Source organism: Streptomyces sp. NPDC004752 (genome assembly GCF_053601275.1).
In genome coordinates this window covers 40,180-57,546 of sequence record NZ_JBSGBN010000014.1, presented here as the reverse complement: position 1 = coordinate 57,546, position 17,367 = coordinate 40,180, and the positions used below count along the sequence as shown (strand labels likewise).

At 70.2% G+C, this 17,367-nt stretch carries 18 protein-coding genes; 11 read left to right on the top strand and 7 right to left on the bottom strand.

Features of this window, described 5'->3' with window-relative positions:
• Positions 1-2: 2 nt before the first annotated feature.
• From ACWEKM_RS08545 to ACWEKM_RS08520, 6 genes are read left to right on the top strand one after another with little or no spacing between them, the layout of a single operon-like run.
• Positions 3-932: an ABC transporter permease gene (locus tag ACWEKM_RS08545; protein WP_451620411.1), complete on the top strand. Its 930-nt coding sequence runs from the start codon at positions 3-5 to the stop codon at positions 930-932.
• Position 933: 1 nt separating this feature from the next.
• The gene (locus tag ACWEKM_RS08540; protein WP_451620410.1) at positions 934-1,815 is read left to right on the top strand and encodes an ABC transporter permease; all 882 of its coding nucleotides are present in this window, start codon (positions 934-936) and stop codon (positions 1,813-1,815) included.
• Positions 1,802-3,499, top strand: a complete 1,698-nt coding sequence (locus tag ACWEKM_RS08535; RefSeq protein WP_451620409.1) for a dipeptide ABC transporter ATP-binding protein — start codon at positions 1,802-1,804, stop codon at positions 3,497-3,499. The genes ACWEKM_RS08540 and ACWEKM_RS08535 overlap by 14 nt, the downstream gene beginning before the upstream one ends.
• Positions 3,499-4,956 carry an NtaA/DmoA family FMN-dependent monooxygenase gene (locus tag ACWEKM_RS08530; RefSeq protein WP_451620408.1) on the top strand — a complete coding sequence of 486 codons (1,458 nt, stop codon included), beginning with the start codon at positions 3,499-3,501 and terminating at the stop codon, positions 4,954-4,956. Before ACWEKM_RS08535 ends, ACWEKM_RS08530 begins: the two co-directional genes overlap by 1 nt.
• Entirely contained in the window at positions 4,953-6,320 is a 1,368-nt protein-coding gene (locus ACWEKM_RS08525; RefSeq protein ID WP_451620407.1) for an NtaA/DmoA family FMN-dependent monooxygenase, read from the top strand. The genes ACWEKM_RS08530 and ACWEKM_RS08525 overlap by 4 nt, the downstream gene beginning before the upstream one ends.
• 8 nt (positions 6,321-6,328) lie before the next feature.
• Positions 6,329-7,342 carry an aldo/keto reductase gene (locus tag ACWEKM_RS08520; protein WP_451620406.1) on the top strand — a complete coding sequence of 338 codons (1,014 nt, stop codon included), beginning with the start codon at positions 6,329-6,331 and terminating at the stop codon, positions 7,340-7,342.
• 53 nt (positions 7,343-7,395) lie between these two features.
• Here ACWEKM_RS08520 and ACWEKM_RS08515 read toward each other — a convergent pair whose 3' ends face one another.
• On the bottom strand, positions 7,396-8,262 hold the full coding sequence (locus ACWEKM_RS08515) for a sulfurtransferase (protein WP_451620405.1): 867 nt from the start codon (positions 8,260-8,262) through the stop codon (positions 7,396-7,398).
• A 364-nt stretch (positions 8,263-8,626) separates the two neighbouring features.
• Complete coding sequence (locus tag ACWEKM_RS08510) at positions 8,627-9,520, bottom strand: LysR family transcriptional regulator (protein WP_451620404.1); 894 nt, start codon at positions 9,518-9,520, stop codon at positions 8,627-8,629.
• 271 nt (positions 9,521-9,791) lie between these two features.
• Here ACWEKM_RS08510 and ACWEKM_RS08505 point away from each other — a divergent pair, with 271 nt between their 5' ends.
• The 4 genes from ACWEKM_RS08505 to ACWEKM_RS08490 are packed head-to-tail and all read left to right on the top strand — an operon-like array spanning position 9,792 to position 12,470.
• The gene (locus tag ACWEKM_RS08505; RefSeq protein ID WP_451620403.1) at positions 9,792-10,613 is read left to right on the top strand and encodes an alpha/beta hydrolase; all 822 of its coding nucleotides are present in this window, start codon (positions 9,792-9,794) and stop codon (positions 10,611-10,613) included.
• Positions 10,610-11,407: an MFS transporter gene (locus ACWEKM_RS08500; RefSeq protein WP_451620402.1), complete on the top strand. Its 798-nt coding sequence runs from the start codon at positions 10,610-10,612 to the stop codon at positions 11,405-11,407. Before ACWEKM_RS08505 ends, ACWEKM_RS08500 begins: the two co-directional genes overlap by 4 nt.
• Positions 11,302-11,775, top strand: coding sequence for an MFS transporter (locus ACWEKM_RS08495; RefSeq protein ID WP_451620455.1), 474 nt, complete (start codon positions 11,302-11,304; stop codon positions 11,773-11,775). Before ACWEKM_RS08500 ends, ACWEKM_RS08495 begins: the two co-directional genes overlap by 106 nt.
• A gap of 47 nt (positions 11,776-11,822) precedes the next feature.
• Positions 11,823-12,470: a nitroreductase family protein gene (locus ACWEKM_RS08490; protein WP_451620401.1), complete on the top strand. Its 648-nt coding sequence runs from the start codon at positions 11,823-11,825 to the stop codon at positions 12,468-12,470.
• Here the strand turns inward: ACWEKM_RS08490 and ACWEKM_RS08485 are convergent.
• Both ACWEKM_RS08485 and ACWEKM_RS08480 read right to left on the bottom strand, forming a co-directional pair.
• Positions 12,415-12,684, bottom strand: a complete 270-nt coding sequence (locus tag ACWEKM_RS08485) for a hypothetical protein (protein ID WP_451620400.1) — start codon at positions 12,682-12,684, stop codon at positions 12,415-12,417. The two genes, ACWEKM_RS08490 and ACWEKM_RS08485, sit on opposite strands and share 56 nt — an antisense overlap.
• A 13-nt stretch (positions 12,685-12,697) precedes the next feature.
• The gene (locus ACWEKM_RS08480; RefSeq protein WP_451620399.1) at positions 12,698-13,207 is read right to left on the bottom strand and encodes a hypothetical protein; all 510 of its coding nucleotides are present in this window, start codon (positions 13,205-13,207) and stop codon (positions 12,698-12,700) included.
• A gap of 150 nt (positions 13,208-13,357) precedes the next feature.
• On the opposite strand from ACWEKM_RS08480, the gene ACWEKM_RS08475 reads away from it, so the two are divergent.
• On the top strand, positions 13,358-13,765 hold the full coding sequence (locus ACWEKM_RS08475) for a hypothetical protein (protein WP_451620398.1): 408 nt from the start codon (positions 13,358-13,360) through the stop codon (positions 13,763-13,765).
• Between the two features lie 97 nt (positions 13,766-13,862).
• Here ACWEKM_RS08475 and ACWEKM_RS08470 read toward each other — a convergent pair whose 3' ends face one another.
• From ACWEKM_RS08470 to ACWEKM_RS08460, 3 genes are all read right to left on the bottom strand, one after another.
• Complete coding sequence (locus ACWEKM_RS08470; RefSeq protein ID WP_451620397.1) at positions 13,863-14,906, bottom strand: SGNH/GDSL hydrolase family protein; 1,044 nt, start codon at positions 14,904-14,906, stop codon at positions 13,863-13,865.
• Positions 14,903-16,363, bottom strand: a complete 1,461-nt coding sequence (locus ACWEKM_RS08465; protein WP_451620396.1) for an MFS transporter — start codon at positions 16,361-16,363, stop codon at positions 14,903-14,905. The genes ACWEKM_RS08470 and ACWEKM_RS08465 overlap by 4 nt, the downstream gene beginning before the upstream one ends.
• 171 nt (positions 16,364-16,534) lie before the next feature.
• Positions 16,535-17,365 carry a class I SAM-dependent methyltransferase gene (locus ACWEKM_RS08460; RefSeq protein ID WP_451620395.1) on the bottom strand — a complete coding sequence of 277 codons (831 nt, stop codon included), beginning with the start codon at positions 17,363-17,365 and terminating at the stop codon, positions 16,535-16,537.
• Positions 17,366-17,367: the final 2 nt, after the last annotated feature.

Genomic DNA, 17,367 nt, shown 5'->3' with positions numbered 1-17,367 from the left:
CGATGAAACGATACGGTCTTCGGCTTCTGTACGGCGTGATCGTGGTCTGGGGTGCTTTCACCGGGGCGTTCTTCCTGCTGTACGTCGTGCCCGGTGACGCGGCAGGCGGTCTCACGGCCGGTGCCGACGGCGCCGACGTCAAGCAACTCCTGGCGGAGCAGCGCGAATTGCTCGGTCTCAACCGCCCCGTGTGGGTGCAGTACTGGGACGCGCTGACCGGAGCCCTCCGGGGCGACTTCGGCCAGAGCATCTACCAACGCCGACCGGCGGTGGAGGTGTACTTCGAGTCCTTCCCCGAGACGCTCAAGCTGGCGTTCCTCGGGCTGCTCCTGGCGGTGGTGCTGGGGGTGACGCTGTCGGTGGTCATCGAGCTGACCCACTGGAAGTGGGCGCGCGAGCTGCTCATCTCGCTGCCGCCGGTCGCAGTGTCGCTGCCTCCCTTCCTGGTGGGCCTCGTGCTGCTGCAGGTGTTCGCCTTCCAGCTGCACTGGATCAAGGCGGTCAGCGACCGGGGGTTCGGCGGGCTGCTCATCGCCTCGACCGCCCTCGCGGTCGCCGGCGGCGGCAGCATCTCCCAGCTCCTGACCGCCAACCTCCGCGGCGCTCTGACGTCGCCGTACGTCGAGACGGCCCGCAGCTGGGGGCTCAGCCGATTCGACATCGTCGTCCGGCACGCCTTGAAGAACGCGGCGCTGCCGGTCATCACCTCGCTGGGGACCACCGTCGGCGTGATGGTCGGCGGCACCGTCCTGACTGAGACGGTGTTCTCGCGGCTCGGTGTGGGGCGTCTCGTGGTCGACGCCGTGAACGGCCGGGACATGCCGGTCGTCCTGGTCGCGGTCACGATGAGCGCGGTGATCTTCGTCGTGGTGAGCCTCGTCGTCGACGCAGTCTACCCGCTGCTCGACAAGCGGATCCAATGGGACGGATGACATGACGACTCTCGAAACGGCGGCGCCCACGCCTTCGGCCGGGCGGCTGCGGGAGCAGGGCGGGCGGCTGGCCACGCTGCTGCGCTCGCCCGGACTCCTCGTGGCGTACCTGTGGATCGTCGTGATCCTCGCCGCCGCGATCCATCCCGGTCTGTTCGCTTCCGGCGACCCGCTGCGGCAGAACGCGTCGCAGATGCTGTTCGCGCCGGGCCCCGACCATCTCTTCGGCACCGATGACTTCGGGCGTGACCAGTTCACCCGTGCTGTGTGGGGCACTCGGCTGTCCCTCCAGGCGGCGGTCATCGCGGTGGTCATCGGTCTGGTGAGCGGCTCGCTGATTGGTCTGGTCGCGGGCGCGCTGCGCGGCCGGGTCGACAGCGTGCTGATGCGGATCGTCGACATCATGCTGGCGGTTCCGAGCCTCATCGTCTCCCTCGCGATCATTTCCGCGCTGGGGCGCGGCACGCTCAACATCGCCGTCGCCATCGGTATCAACAGCACGGCCGGCTTCGCCCGTCTGATGCGGTCCGAGGTGCTGAAGGTGAGCAACGCCAAGTACGTCGAGGCCTCGGTCTTCGCAGGGCACGGTTACGTCCGCCGCCTGTTCAAGCACGTCGTGCCCAACGCGTCCCGGTCGGTGCTGGCCGCGGCGACCATGGACATCGGCACGGCGATCCTGACCGTCGCCGCCCTGAGCTTCCTGGGCCTTGGCGCGCCTCCGCCGACGCCCGAGTGGGGCCTTCTGGTGGCCGAGGGACGCACGTTCATCGGCGTCCAGTGGTGGCTGAGTCTGCTGCCCGGCCTGGTCATCGTGCTGACTGTGCTCGCGGTCTACCGCATCGGCAGGTCGTTCAACCGAGGGAGGACCCGTGTCGTCGCCTGAGCAGAGCACACCGTTGTTGCGCCTGCGGGACGTGAGCGCCGAGTTCACCGTCCCCGGCCGCGCCGTGGTACCCGTGCTCGACACAGTGAGCCTGGAGGTCGCGGCGGGCTCGGTCCGGGCGGTCGTCGGCGAGTCCGGTTCCGGCAAGTCCACCCTCGGCCGGGTCGTCACCGGGACCCTCCCCGAGAACGGGCGCATCACCGCGGGCGACGTCGTCCTGGGCGACCGTACGCTCACCGGGCTGTCCGAGCGGCAGTACCGGTCCGTGCGCGGAAAGGAGATCGGCTACATCCCCCAGGACGCGCTCCTGGGCCTCAACCCTCTTCTGCCGGTGGGCGTCCAGGCCGCGGAACCGTTGCGCGCGCACGGCGTGGGCTCGCGTGCGGAGCGCCGGGAACGGGTCCTGGACCTGTTCGCGAAGGTCGGACTGCGTGATCCCGCGCGTCTGTACGGCCGCTATCCGCACGAGCTGTCCGGGGGAATGTGCCAGCGGGTGCTGATCGCCGCCGCGATGAGTACCAGGCCCCGGATCCTGATCGCCGATGAGCCGACGACCGCGCTCGACGTCACGGTGCAGAAGACCATCCTCGACCTCCTGTCGAGTCTCGTGGAGAGCGAGAACCTCGGCATCCTGCTCATCACCCACGATCTGGGCGTCGCCGCGGAGCGGGCCGACGACATCGCGGTGGTGAAGGACGGGCGGATCGTACGCAGTGGGCGGACCGACGAGGTCGTCGCCGATCCGGGAGACCCGTACACGGAAGATCTGTTGCGGTCCTCCTCTCTCGGGTTCTCGGGCAGGCAGGCCGCGACAACCCGGCTGGAGTACTTCCGGACGGTGCCCGCGGACGCCCCGGTGGCCGTCGAAGCAAGGAAGGTCGAAAAGACCTTCGCCTCGCGCCGCGGCTCGGACACGGTCACCGCGGTGGCCGACGCGTCCTTCCAGGTGCGCAGGGGAACCACGCTGGGGATCGTCGGCGAATCGGGATCGGGCAAGACCACCCTCGTACGTATCCTCGCCGGGCTGACCCCGGCGGACGCCGGCTCGGTCGAGATCGACAGCGAACCGGTCGTCCACCACCGCCGGGGCGCCGGACAGGCCGGCCTCTACCGCAAGGTGCAGATGGTCTACCAGGACCCCTTCGCCTCGCTGAACCCGCGCTCCACGGTCCGCGCGATCCTCGACGAGCCGCTCCGGGGCCATGGGTACGGGTCGGCGCAGGAACGTGCGCGCAGGATCACCGAACTGCTGGAGATGACCGGACTGCACGCCGCGCTCGCCGACCGATACACCGCCGAACTCTCGGGCGGCCAACGGCAGCGGGTGGCCATCGCCCGCGCGCTGGCACCACGGCCGGACGTCGTCGTCCTGGACGAACCCGTCTCCGCCCTCGACGTGACCGTGCAGCGCCAGATCCTCGGCCTGCTCGACTCGCTCCAGCGCGAGCTGGGGCTGACCTACGTCTTCGTCTCACACGACCTGGGGGTCATCGCCGAGGTGTCGGACGAGATCGTCGTCCTGCACCACGGGCAGATAGTCGAGCGCGGTCCGGCCCTGGGCGTCCTCACCGAGCCGCGGACCGACTACGTCAAGGAGCTGCTGGCGTCGATCCCCGGTGCGGCCGCACCCGACCCGGCCGTTCTCGTGGGGCGCGGCGGATCTACAGAAGAAGGGAACAGATGATGCCCGAACGGCAGCTTCACCTGGGATACATGCACTGGCTCAACGGCACGCACTGGGGCGGCTGGCGCCATCCGGAGGCACCCACGGCGCAGGCCTTCGAGCTGGAGTACGCGACCAGGGCACTGCGCATCGTCGAGGACGCGAAGTTCGACTTCTTCTTCCTCGGGGACACACTCCCCGGCGACATCGTGGGCGAACAATGGATCACCACCCACAACACCGGCCGCCTCGAACCGTTCACTCTGGCCTCCCAACTCGCCCTCAACTCCTCGAAGATCGGGCTCGTCGTCACGGCGCACCCGACGTTCTACGAGCCGTACATCCTGGCGAGACTGACAGCGTCCCTCGACCATCTCAGCGGCGGACGGCTGGCGTGGAACGTCGTGCTCGGCGCCTCCGACCTGGCCGCCCGGAACTTCAGCCTCGCCGACCTGGGCGGCGCGGCCCGCTACGAGCGCGCCGACGAGTTCATCCACGTCGTGCAGCGGCTGTGGGACAGCATCGAGGACGGCGCCTACCTCCAGGACAAGAAGGCCGGGCGCTACCTCGACGACACCAAGGTGCACCGGCTCGACTGGCAGGGCAGGCACTTCCAGGTCGCCGGCACGCTGCCGCTGGAGCGGCCTCCGCAGGGTCACGTGCCGCTGCTGTACGCCGGCGCCTCCGAGCTCTCCCGTGAGCTGACCGCGAAGTGGGCCGACGTGAACTTCACCGGTCCCGCGACGCCGGAGGACTCGATCGCGTTCAACACCGACGTACGCCGACGCGCAGAGCGCCTGCGCGGACGGGTGGACCCGATCTTCTTCCTGCCGGGCATCACACCGCTCGTCGCGGATACCCGGGCGGAAGCCGTCGAGCTGTACGAGGAGTTGAACGACCTGCTGCCGTTCGACGAGGACATCGTCGAGGGCGATCAGGAGGAGGCGTACTGGTCGGGGCCGGACTGGGGCCGGATCAGCGCCTCCCGGTTCCCGCTGCCCAAGGGAGCCCGCAGCGTCCGCTCGCTGTCGGAACGCATCGGGGTCGATCTGCGGCCGCTGGGCATCGACGGCACCGTCAAGCCGGACGTCGCCGACCGGTTCAACGGCTACGGCCGCACCCTGCTGACGGCGCTGGCACAGCGCACCGGCCGCACCGTGGCGGGCGGCAGTGTGCGGGTCAAGGACGTGCTGGGCGCTTCGATCGCAGGGAACTTCCCGCTGGTGATCGGGACGGCCGAGCACGTCGCCGACACTCTGATCGACTGGTTCGACCGCGGCGCCGCCGAGGGGTTCAACGTGAGCGTGCCCTACCTGTGGGAACCGCTGGAGCGCTTCGCGAACGAGGTAGTCCCCATCCTCCAGGAGCGCGGCGTGTACCGCGCCGAGTACACGACGGACACCTTCCGCGGCCACTTCGGCCTGGGCACACCTCCCAACAGCTTCACCGCGACCGACCCGGGGGAACGATTCGCATGAGCTCCCGACGCAAACTCCGCCTGGGACTGGCCGCCTACGGCACCGGCTGGGACCTGGACGCCTGGCGGCTGCCGGAGGCAACCAACGCCGGTCTGCACGACCCCAGCGTCATCCTCGACATCGCCCGAACCGCCGAGCGCGGCAAACTGGACTACGTCTTCGCCGGCAGCGCCCTGGGCAGCGAACCCGACCGCCTCAACCGGATCTACCGGTGGGACAACTTCGTGTACGCCGGACATGCCGCGGCGATCACGAAGAACCTCGGGTTCGTGATGTCGGTCAACTCCTCCTTCGAGCACCCCTACGGCGTCGCCCGGCAGTTAGCGACGCTGGACAACTTCAACCAGGGGCGCACCGCGCTGAACGTCGTCTTCGGCATCGACCGTGACGGTGACCCGATCGGCAACTACGGCAAGAACCCGGTGCCGAGCGAGGAGACGAAATACGCGCGGGCCCGGGAGTTCACCGAAGTCGTCAACCGACTGCTGTACGACAGCTGGGGTCACGACTTCCTCCTCGACGACAAGCCGGGCGGCACGCTGATAAGGCCGGGCTCCTGGCACCAGATCGACTTCCACGGGGAGCACTTCGACGTCCGCGGACCGCTGAACGTCCCGCCGCCGGTACAGTCCCACATTCCGATCGTCCAGGTGGGCCTCTCCGAGGAGTCCCTGCGCTACGGCGCCGACTTCGCGCAGGTGCGGTTCTCTCCCTACTTCGGCATCAGCCGTGGCAAGGAGGAGTACCGCAGGCTCAAGGAGCGCGTCGCGGCCAACGGACGCGACCCGGAGAAGTTCAAGATCATCCCCGGGATCACCTTCTACCTGGGCGGCACCGCCCGGGAAGCACGCGCGAAGTTCAACGAGATCAACGCCCTGCAACTGACACAGACTCTGCCGGCCGCGTTCTCCCGGGCCCTTGGCATCGACCTGTCGAGGGTCCGCGACAGTGAGCGTGTGCTCGACATCGTCGACATCGACCAGCTCGCGGATGACGCGCTCTCGCCGTTGCTCGGCGACCGTGTGCACGACACCAAGGACGACCGGGAACTGCTGCGGCGGATTCTCAGCACGCAGATCGGAGAGGACGCCACCCTGCGCGAGCTGTACCACTACGTCCAGCGCGCCCGGCACGCAGCGCAGCCGGCCGTCGTCGGCGACGCGAGGACCATCGCCGACTGGCTGGAGGAGAACCTGGAGGAGGAGGTCCTCGACGGCGTCCAGCTCTTTCCCCCCTACCACCGCGGACCGGCCGACCTCTTCGTCGACCTCGTCGTCCCGGAACTCCAACGCCGCGGCATCTTCCGCACCGAGTACGAGGCCTCGACCCTCCAGGGCCTGCTGGACACCGACGACACCTACTGAGGACAACCGTGCCCCCTGCAACACAACTCCCCGACGGATACCGCCGGCTCGGCTCCTCGGGCCTCGTCCTGTCCGAGATCGGCATCGGCGCCAGCACCTTCGGCCGGTCGGGCATGCGCGCCACCGGACAGGAGGCGGTCACCGCGATCGTCAACCGCGCGATCGAACTCGGCGTCACGTACTTCGACCTCGCCGAGGGCTACGGCGACCGGCCCGGACAGAGCGAGGAACTGTTCGCCGCCGCTCTCGGCACCCGCCGTGAACAGGTCGTCATCGGCACCAAGTTCGGCCTGAACCTCAGCCGGGAGCGCGGCCCCGCCTACAGCCGGCCCGGATCCCGCAAGTACATCGTCGCCGCAGCGGAGGAGTCACTGCGCCGACTGCGCACCGACTACATCGACCTCTACCAGATCCACTTCCCGGACCCCTTCACCCCGGTCGAGGAAACCCTGTCGGCACTCGACTCTCTGGTGAGATCCGGAAAGGTACGGTACATCGGCGCCTCCAATTTCAAAGCCTGGCAGATCGTCGACGCGCACCACACGGCCCGCGCGCAAGGACTGACACCATTCATGTCGACGACCGACGAATACAGTCTCCTGTGGCGCAAGCCCGAGGAGGAACTGATTCCGGCGCTCGATCACCATGGCCTGGGTTTCATTCCGTACTTCCCTCTGCAGAACGGACTACTCACCGGAAAATACTCGGCGGAGCGGGCTCCGGAGAATGCCAAAATAACCAATCTCAAACGCTATTTGCTGCGTTCGGCGCCCTGGGCGGCACTGGCGAAGTTCGAGCAGTTCGCGCGCGACCGGGACATCCCCCCGAGCGCGGCGGCACTCGGCTGGCTGCTCGCTCAGCCGACAGTTACCAGCGTCATCGCGGGAGTGACCGTGTCGGCGCAGCTCGACGAGAACGTCCAGGCCTCCCGGTGGATCCCGTCGGCGGAGGAGGAGGCCCAGCTGCGCGGCCTGTTCACCGGCGATCTCTCGGGCGGCCCCGGTGTGGTCGACCGGGGGTGAGGTACCGAGCGCGCTCCCGGGGGCCGGGGCACCGCACTCCCCCGGCCCCGGCGTCACCGCCCTGCGACCGGTGGCACGCCGGGCTCGGTCCCGGTCGCTGTGGGCCGCGCGGGGTCGGTGATCCAGGCGGACCACGAGCCGGGGTACAGAGCCGCCTCGACCCCCAGGGAGGCGAGGGCCAGCACGGTCGTCGTCGCCGACACACCGCCGCCGCAGTACGCGCCGACCACACGCCCGTCCAGGTGAGGGGCGTAAAGGGCCCTCAACTCCGTGGCGTCAAGCAGCTCGTCCGCCCGGAAGTTGTCCGCCCCTGGAATGCTGTACGCGCCCGGGATGTGACCGGTCCGCGTCCGCCGCGGATCCCCGGCGTACGCCTTCGGGGCGCGGGCATCGATCAGGTGCCCCGAAGCGGCCAGCCGTCCCGCGTCCTCGGCGGTCAGGACGGGAAGCGAACCGGGCCGCACGACGGCCGTACCCGCGGCCGGCGGTGGATCCTGGACGTCGAGCGGTCCACCGAACGCCTGCCAGGCGGCGAAGCCGCCGTTCAGACAACGCACGTCCGCCACACCGGCCCAGCGCAGGATCCACCAGGCACGAGCGGCTACGGCGAGATTCTGCCGGGTGTGGACGACGACGGTGCTGCCGTCGTCGACACCCCAGAGGCGCAGGCGTTCCTGGAGGTCGCTCACCCGGGGGAGCGGTCCGTTGCCGGAGGTCGCGGTGGGCGATCCGACAAGGTCCGCTTCGAACGGTACGTAATGAGCACCGGGTATGTGTCCCGTCGCGTAGGCAAGCCGAGGGTCACGACCGTCCTCTGTCTCTCTTCCCACCTCAAGGACAATGACCGACGTGCTTTCACGCAGCGCAGCACCGAGCTCGCTCGCCGAAATGACGACGTTCCTGACGAAAACCGAGCACATCACTTCTCACCTCCGCCGATCTTTTCCATGAAGATACATCGCAAGAGGCTTTGTTCTGCATAACTTCTATTACACGCCAATGAATTCATCCGGCCTCGCAGCACCCGAGAACCATGAGTGGAGCCTGCCGTTTCCGGGTGCTCCCGGGGTGATGTTCAGGGGCGGGGTCTCACCTGCTGGCGGTTTCTCCCATCTGCCGGGGCACCGTCTGGCTGCGTGCGGGCGGGGCGGGAGTGGCATCGTGAGTCAGCACAGAACGACGGGCCGGCCCGCGACCTCGTTTGTGTGAGAACCCGTCTTTCAGCCGTCCTGGCCGCGGTTGGATCACACTGGCCACCGAGGCTCCGAGATCGACATATTCCCGTCACTCGGACTCATCGGAACCAGCCGTTCCGGAGGACCCGATCACCACGGCGGCTTCTTGTACAACGGGACGCGCGTCCGGCGCCGCCACCAGCCAGGTGGTCATCGTCAGCGGCAGGTCGGCCAGCGGTCCCCACCGCCAGCCCGGCAGCCGGTCGGCAGCGGTGTGCGCGACGACCAGCGCCGCGTCGCAGCCGGTCGCGTGGGCGTGCGCGAGGACGTGCTCGGTGAATTGCGCGAAGTGCCAGTGCGGCCGGACCCCGGCGGTCCGGACGGCGGCGACGAGCCCGTGCTGCTCGGCGGGGAGCCGGTCCTGGGCGTGCAGCAGGATGCGCACCCCGTCGAGGTCCGCCAGCCCGAACCCGCCCCGCTCCGCGAGCGGGTGCCCGGGCCGTACGGCGATCCCGAGCAGGTCGCGGCGCAGCTCCCACGCGCACAGGGGGGCGGGCGGCGGCCGGTGCACAAGTCCGAGGTCGAGCCGCCCCCCGCCGAGCAGCCGGAGCTGGTCGGAACTGGTGGCCTCGATGTACTCCAGGGCCGCGTGCGGCAGCCGATCGCGGAGCATGTCGACGAGGGCGATCAGCCAGGTCCCGTCCGTCCCGGGCGGGACCCCGAGGGTGACCGGTTGCCGTACGGCGCTTGCCCCGGCCACCGTCTCGCGGGTCGCGTCGGCCATCGTGAGCAGTTGGTGGGCGTGCGGCAGCAGGACCTGTCCGGCAGGGGTGAGCCGTACGCCGCGCGGGGTCCGCTGCAACAGCCGCTGTCCCAGCTCGCGTTCGAGTTGGACGATCTGCCGGCTGAGCGATGGCTGGGAGACGAGCAGCCGCCGCGCGGCCCGGTTCACCGAACCTTCCTCGGCGACCGCCACGAAGTACCGCAGGTGACGTAGTTCCATCCGCTTTCCCCCGACCACTTCTGGCCATGCCCGGCGAGCATAACGGCTCTGCCGGAGGGGACTTGGACGGCGGGTGGGGCGCGGATCTCTAATGGGTCGGTCGGACATGCCTGTGCCGGTGGGCAAACGCCTGGTGCGGTGGACCGCGGGCGCCCGGCCAGACCGCACCGCATTGACCCGCACACCCCCTGTCCCCTCCCCGCGGCCTCTTCCCTTCCGCCGCGCGCACCCCGTACATCCCACCCCTTTCCCCGAGGCGGGAGTTGCCGCAATGCCCTTTGTCGATCTGCTTGCCGGGCGGATGTTCTACGTCGACCGGCCCGCCCCGCCCGGCGCACGACCCGCCGGGGTACTCGGGCTGCCCACGCTTCTGGTGCACGGACTGTGGGACAACGCCGAGACGTGGGTCCATCAGCTCCCCCAGTTGCGCGGTCGCTGCCGGACCGTCGCCGTGGACCTGTGCGGGCACGGCCGGACGGGACCGCTGGCCGGTGGTTGGTCCACCGAGCGGCACGCCGACGACCTGGCGAGACTGCTGGAGCAGCTCGGTACCGGGCCGGTGGTCGTGGTGGGGCACTCCATGGGTGCGTCGGTGGCCTCGGTACTGGCGGCCCGCCGTCCCGACCTGGTGCGCGCGCTGGTGGCCCTCGACCCGGACTACGCGGGCGCCGACGACAGCCGGAACCGGCTGCGGGCGCTCGGGGACGCGCTCGACGGACCGGACGCGGAGGCCACCGCGCTGCGGATCGTCACCGGGCTGGCCCAGGGCCCGGACACCCCGGCCCACCTGGTGGAACGTCAGCGGCTCGCCGCACTGTGGGCGACCCCTCAGACCCGGGCGCACGTCTTCCGGGGACACACCCGGCACCCGGCGGGCGTCCGCTTCCTGCCCGAGGCCGAGGCGGTCCTGCGACGGCGCCCCCAGCCTGTGCTGGCGCTGCACCGGGACCCGGACCGAATGCGCGCCGACGAGCGCTGCTTTACGCACCCGGACTGCAAGGCGATCGCCGTCACCGGCGCCGGACACTTCCTCCACGGGGAGCTGCCCGACTATGTGAACGCCGAGATCGACCGCTGGCTGGCGGCGCTGTGACGACGTCCACCGGCGACCGGCTCGCCGCCTCCTCGACCCTGGCCACGCGCGGGCGTGCCCTGACGGTCACCACGCTGGTCGTGGCGTCCGCAGTAGTGGTCTTCCTCGACAAGGTGCTCCTGGGCCTCGTCGTCACCCCGATGAGCGGTGAACTCCACCTGGACTCGGCCGACTTCGGCACGCTCGCCAGCGCCTCCTACGTCCTGTTCGGGGTGACCTGCCTGGCGGTCGGCTTCACCGCGCAGCGCGTCTCGCCCCGGCTGATCCTGCTGGTCTGCGGACTGCTGTGGGCGCTGGGCCAGCTCCCGGCGGTCTTCGCGGTCACCGGCGGCATGCTGTACGGCAGCCGTCTCCTGGTCGGCGCCGCCGAGGGCCCGGCGAACCCCCTCGCAGTGACCGCGCTGTATTCCTGGTACCCGGGCGAGCGGCGCGGGGTGCCCACCGCCTGGTACACCTCCGGCGCCGTGCTCGCCAAGATCGCGCTGGCCCCACTGCTCACGCTGGCCATCGTCACGTTCGGCTGGCGCGCCGGATTCGTCACGGTGGCCGTCCTCGCGCTGCTCTGGTCGGCGGCCTGGGCCCTGGCAGGCCGCCTCGGACCGTACGGCGCGCGGCCCGAGGCTCGTACGGCGGTCCGGCCGCCCTCGGTACCGTGGCGGAGAGCGCTGCTCAACCGCACGTTCGTGGGCTGTCTGCCGGCCCAGTCCACCCAGAGCGCCCTGGCCTCCGTGATCTTCACCTGGCTGCCCTCCTACACCTCCTCGGCGGCGCGGTCCTCGCCTGCGCCGGACTGACGCCGGCCCTGCTGCCCGTCGTCCACCACCCTGTCGTCTCGCTGGGCATCCTGATGGCCGGCTACGGCGGTTCGGTGAGCCTCAGCACCTTCACCAACCCGGTGCTCGCCGAACTCGTGCCGCCGCACCAACGCGCCGCGCTGCTCGGCGCGTTCAACGGGCTCGGAGTGAGCGCGGGCGCCGTCAGCCCGATCGTGTCGGGGATGCTGCTGGACGCGAGCGGCAGCGCCGAGCGCGGCTACTCCCTCGTCTTCCTCTGCTTCGGCGCCCTGATGGCACTCGGCGGACTCTGCTTCGCGCTGCTGGTGGATCCGGAGCGCGACCGGCCCGATCCGGCCGCGGAGCGCAGCCCGTCCAAAACCATTTGAGCTTCAATTGTTTGACATCAGATGAATTTACCCATACGGTCACGACCATGACCTTGGACCTGACCCCCGATCAACTGCTGTCCACGACGCGTGCGGTGCGCAAGCGCCTGGACCTCACCCGTCCCGTCCCCCGTGAACTGATCGAGGAGTGCGTGGACCTGGCCACGCAGGCGCCCACCGGGCGCAACCGGCAGCGCTGGCACTTCCTCGTCGTCACCGAGGAACAGCAGCGCCTGGCGGTCGCAGACATCTTCCGGCGCGCCCTGAACACCGGCGGCGGCCAGCCGGTCAACGCCCGCGACCTGCGCCGGATGAACCACCACCCGGGGTCGATGGAACGCATCTACGACGGCCTTCAGCACCTGTACGCGAACGTGCACCGGGTGCCCGCGTTCGTCATCCCGGCGGTGGAGGGCCGTACCGAGCACGCCTCCGTCCTGGACCAGTCGATGACGTGGGGGTCGATCCTGCCGGCCGTGTGGAGCTTCATGCTCGCGGCGCGCACCCGGGGTCTTGGCACGGTCTGGACGACCGCCCAGGGCCCACTGGAGCGGGAGCTGGCGAAGGTGCTCGGGGTGCCGTACGACGAGGTCATGCTCGCCGCGTTCGTCCCGCTGGCCTTCACGATCGGCACCGACTTCAAGCCGGCTCCGCGTGTCCCGCGCGAGGAGGTGCTGCACTGGGACCGCTGGTAGCGGCGACGCTCTCGGCGAGGATCCGGGCGAGTTCCGGGCCCGTCCGGGCGGCGAGCGGCGCGTTCGTCCCGTCACCCGCCGCGTCGCCCCCAGGCAGCGGGTCCGGGAGGTCCAGCAGGTGCAGATGACGGTCGCCGAGCCGGCGCAGCAGCGTCACCGCCTCGTCGACCGCACCGCCACCGCCCCGCGCGGGGACCAGCACGGCGAGGGGCACCCGGGGGTGAGTGTCACATACGGTCTCCACGAGCCCTTACAGCGCTGCCCCAGGCCTGTCCAACTGATAACTGCCCTACGATCTCGGCGAGTCCCACAGTGATCAGGTCGGCCGGCGCGGAGCGCAGCACGCGGGCCTGCGGCAGTCGCATCTCGACCCGCACGGGTCGGCCGGGCAGCGGGACGCGCAGGTCGTGGACGCCGGGTGTCACGGGCAGTCGTACGGGGAGCATCGTCGATGAGGACGTCGAACGGACCGGCGCCGCGCCCCCCACCGCGATCCGCAGGGTCAGTTCCTCCGCGTCGGTGCGCAGGCGGAGGCGGGCGCCCGCCGGGGTGGCGGCGCGGTCGAGGAGGGCCGGGGACAGGGCAGTGGCCGGCCGGTCCGGAGTGATCCGCCAGGGCTCCCACCAGCCGCCGCGTCCGCTGAGCGCGGCCAGGCCGTCCCAGGCGAGGGTGGAGTGGTCCGGGGCCAGGAATCTGCGGTCGAGGGCCGGTCCGGCTTCGGGTGACATGGGTTTCACCGGGTCGATTCTGTGACCTCGGAGCGAATTCCCGCTTCCGTCTTCCGACCGGTTTCTTCCTGGACCAAAGACCAGGAAAAGAAGGCGAATCCGGTGGGTAATCTTCCCCTCGATGCCGTACGAACCGACTTCGCTCGAAAGGTACTCGCCATGACCCCCGCTCTCGACTTCACCGCCGTCACGAAAGAGGCCCGCGCGGCCCTCGATGCCTTTCTCGACGGGCTCAACAGCCACGATCTGGTGCAATGGACCGGCACGCTGCATTTCCCCCAGATACGCGTGCACGAGGGCGCGGTGACGGTCTGGGACGAGCCCGAGGAGTACATCCGCGCCTCGCAGGCCGAGCTGGCTGCGCTGTTGGCCTCCGGCTGGCATCGCAGCGCCTGGGACGAGGTCGCGTTCTCGCAGGTCTCCGCCGACCAGGTGCACGCGGTGGTGCGGTTCAGCCGCCTTGATGCCGAAGGCAAGCGGCTGGCAGTTTTCGACTCCGTTTACGTCGTGACCCGGCAGGGCGGGAAATGGGGAGTGCTCGCCCGGATCGGATATGAAGTGAGCTGAGCTCACGGAGAACCCAGCGCACGGGAAAACCCGCAGTGACGGAACGAGCCGGGGGAATGTAACCCGTCCGCCACTGCGGGTGGCTCATGTCACACCGTTAGAAATACGGCGGCGGCGCGACCTTCCGGAGAAAGTCCCCGATTCTCGCGGCCAGCACGTGCTCGCCCTCGGCCGTGGGGTGCAGTCCGTCCGCGTAGACCCCGGCCGCCTCGGCGACCGGGACCACCGTCAGGCCGTCCAGGGTGTGCAGATTGCGGTCGCCGAGGCGCTCCAGGACCCGGACCGCCTCCGCCGTGCGCGTGCGGATCTGCGCCAGCGTCAGACCGGCCGCGTTCTCGGTGTCCTCCCGTTCGGGCGAGGACAGCGGGGTGATGACTACGATCGGCAGGTCGGGGTGGCCGTCGCGGACGGTCTCCACGAACCCGCACACGGCGGGCGTCCAGCTGCGTTCGGCGAACGTGCCCTTGTTGTGGACGTTGATCCCCAGCTCCAGCGAGATCAGGTCGGCAGGCAGCTTCCGGATCGTGCGCGCGACCACCGGGTCGAGGTGCGCTTGTCCGGAGAACCCCAGATTGTGTAGGCGCCAGCCGCTCTCCCGGGCGACCAACGCGCTCCACGTCTCGGACGGCCCGGCCGCGAACATGCTGTGCGTGATCGAGCTGCCGTACGTCACCCAGCGCGGCCCGGTCCGCTCGGCGGGCGCCAGGGCCGTGTGCCCCCGGAAGCCGACCTCGTCGACGAGCACGTACCCGAGATTCGGCAGCCACACCTCGACGTCCCGCGGGTTCTCCGCCTCCGGCCCAAGGGATACGACGAGTTCGCGGGCGCCCTCGACGACGGCGCGCAGCGCCAGTGTCCCGCCGACCAGGACGTCGACCGGGGCGTCCCCTCCCTCGACGCTGAGCCGGAGGACGAGTTCGCGGGCGTCGGTCCGTACTCCGCAGCGGATGCCGACGGGCATCGCCGCGAGACGGGTGAAGTCGGGCGAGAGGGTGGTGGCGAGCCGCCGCCGGGAGATCCGGCGGGGCAGCCAGCCGCCGGGGAGGCGCTCCGACTCGGCAACCCCGTCCCAGGCGAGCCGGGCGTCGTCGGGCGCGAGCCACTCGATGTCCCGCGCCCCGGCGACGGTCCGCACGCTCACGCGCGCCCGCTCTCGACCCCGGCGGGTGCCTCCTCGACGGCGCCCGCGCCGCCGGTGGACTTCGGCGTGCCGAGTCCGATCGCCGAGGCGAGGGCGCCGGCCAGGGAGAAGACGCCGACCGCGACGAAGGCGGGGTGGTACGCGCTGACCCCGGCGCCGCCCGCCGACCCGACGAGGACGGCGGCGCCGACCGCGACGCCGAGGCCGCCGCCGAGCTGGACGGCCGACTGGATGAGCGAGGCCGCGAGGCCCTGCTTGTCATTGGCGACGCCGCTGACACCCGCGATGTTGAAGCTGAGGAAGCTGGTGCCGTTGCCCAGGCCGTGGACGATCAGCGCGGGCAGCAGCACGGCCGGGTAGGAGGCGTCCTCGCCGGCGCGCAGGAAGAGGAAGATGCCGGCGCCCTGGAGGAGCAGGCCGATCACGGCGGGCACCCGCAGCCCGATCCTGGCGATCACCTTCGGCGCGATGTTGACGGCGACCAGGATGGACACGGCCATCGGGACGATCGCCATACCGGCCTTCAGAGCGCTGTAGCCGAGCGCGTCCTGGAGGTAGAGCAGGGCGATGAACTGCCAGCCGATGGTGGCGCAGGCCCAGGCGATACCGACGACGTTCGCGGTGGACAGCGTGCGCGAGCGGAAGATCGCGAGGTCGACCAGCGGGTCGGTGCGCCGGTTCTGGATCACCACGAAGGCGATGAGCAGCAGGACCGACACCACCAGGCTGACCACGGTGGCCGCCGAGCCCCAGCCGACCTCGGGGGCCCGGGTCAGCGCGAAGACCAGCAGCAGGACACCGCCGGTCGCGGTGACCGCGCCGAGGGCGTCGAAGCCGGGGCGGCGGTCGTCGGCGCGCTCGTCGGGGGCGATGACACTGCGCACGGTCAGCAGGACGAGCGCGGCCACGACGAACGGGACGAAGAAGGTGAGCCGCCAGCTCAGCGAGGTCAGCAGCCCGGAGAAGACCAGACCGGCCGCGTAGCCGCTGGCACCGGTGAGGCCGAACATGCTCATCGCCCGGTTGCGCTCGGGGCCCTCGGGGAACGTCGTCGTGATGATCGACAGGGCGGCCGGCGCGATGAACGCGGCGGCGATGCCCTTGATGACGCGTGTGATGATGAGCAGCCAGCCGCTGGTGACCAGGCCGCCGATAAGACTGACGGCCGCGAAGAGGACCGTGGCCCAGAAGAACATCCGGCGTCGGCCGAAGAGGTCGGCGGCCCGGCCGCCCAGGAGCAGGAAGCCGCCGTACGCGACGGCGTAGCCCGAGATGATCCACTGGAGTTGCTCGGCGCTGAGGCCCATGTCGTGCTGCATCTCGGGCAGGGCCACGCCCATCAGCGAGACGTCCATGGAGTCCAGGAAGAGCTGCGCGCACAGCACCAGCAGCACCAGGTTCTTGCGCGCGCTCAGTCCGGCGGGCGCCGTTAAGGCGTTCGACTGGCGATCCGACATCTACCCCTGCCATTTCGTCTTGCAGACATCAATCTGCGCACCAACGATTAGGCCACGAAAGTAGCAGCGAAATAATCTTCCGTCAAACTATCTGCCAACAGCACGGCTGGTGTCGCACCGGGGCGCTCCCTGTCCGGTGCGGCACCGGCCGCCGTCCGCTCCCCGCAGTACTCAGTCGGCCTGCCTGGTGCCCCAGGCCGTGAACACCGCGAGGGAGAGGTCGTGGAAGCCGGGGTCGGCCAGCTCCCGGTAGGCGGCGTCGAAGTCCTCGTCCTCGGCGAGTCCTTCGGCGACCACCGCCTGCCGGGTCTGCTCCAGCGTCAGGCGCCACCACTCGGCCTCGTCGTCGCCGCCCGCGATGCGCTGGAAGCGGGCGTCGTAGCCGATGTCGTCGAGGCCCTTGTCGGCCAGCGGCACCGGCAGGTTGCGGGCCCACTCGGTGTCGGTGCCGACCGCGCTCTCCAGGTGGCTGCGGAAGGCCCGCATGACCTTGCGGTACGCCGGATGCGGGGAGTCCTTGATGGGGAAGAACGACGGCTCCTCCAGGAGCAGCACACCGCCCGGCTTGAGCCACCGGGCCAGCCTCGCCACGGCGCGTTCGGGGTCGGGCAGGTGGATCACGACGTACCGGGTGTGGATGAAGTCGAAGGAGCCGGCCGGGAAGTCGTCCTGGTAGACGTCGTGGCGCAGCACCCGCACGCCTACGCCGGCCAGTTCGTCGAGGTAGGTGGTGTCGAGGTCGGTGACGGTGACCTCGGCGTCCTGTTCGGCGAGCCAGCGGGCCACCGAGCCGCCCCCGCCGCCCACTTCGAGGACGCGGTGGCCGGGGGCGAGGCCGAGGCGGCGGAAGTTTCCGCGGGTGTGCTCGTCGAGGACGGACTCCAGGAGCTTCAGCCGCTCCCGCTCGGTGGACACGGCGTGGCTGAACACGCCGTCGCGGTAACGCTCCTGGCTCCACTCCCAGCGCTCCTCGGTGGCGGCCGTGTCTGATGTCGCGGTCATCT

Coding starts and splice junctions, on each gene's coding strand:
- ACWEKM_RS08545 (WP_451620411.1), top strand. CDS start 3: ATGAAACGATACGGTCTTCGGCTTCTGTACGGCGTGATCGTGGTCTGG.
- ACWEKM_RS08540 (WP_451620410.1), top strand. CDS start 934: ATGACGACTCTCGAAACGGCGGCGCCCACGCCTTCGGCCGGGCGGCTG.
- ACWEKM_RS08530 (WP_451620408.1), top strand. CDS start 3,499: ATGCCCGAACGGCAGCTTCACCTGGGATACATGCACTGGCTCAACGGC.
- ACWEKM_RS08525 (WP_451620407.1), top strand. CDS start 4,953: ATGAGCTCCCGACGCAAACTCCGCCTGGGACTGGCCGCCTACGGCACC.
- ACWEKM_RS08515 (WP_451620405.1), bottom strand. CDS start 8,262: ATGTGCTCGGTTTTCGTCAGGAACGTCGTCATTTCGGCGAGCGAGCTC.
- ACWEKM_RS08510 (WP_451620404.1), bottom strand. CDS start 9,520: ATGGAACTACGTCACCTGCGGTACTTCGTGGCGGTCGCCGAGGAAGGT.
- ACWEKM_RS08505 (WP_451620403.1), top strand. CDS start 9,792: ATGCCCTTTGTCGATCTGCTTGCCGGGCGGATGTTCTACGTCGACCGG.
- ACWEKM_RS08490 (WP_451620401.1), top strand. CDS start 11,823: ATGACCTTGGACCTGACCCCCGATCAACTGCTGTCCACGACGCGTGCG.
- ACWEKM_RS08475 (WP_451620398.1), top strand. CDS start 13,358: ATGACCCCCGCTCTCGACTTCACCGCCGTCACGAAAGAGGCCCGCGCG.
- ACWEKM_RS08465 (WP_451620396.1), bottom strand. CDS start 16,363: ATGTCGGATCGCCAGTCGAACGCCTTAACGGCGCCCGCCGGACTGAGC.
- ACWEKM_RS08460 (WP_451620395.1), bottom strand. CDS start 17,365: ATGACCGCGACATCAGACACGGCCGCCACCGAGGAGCGCTGGGAGTGG.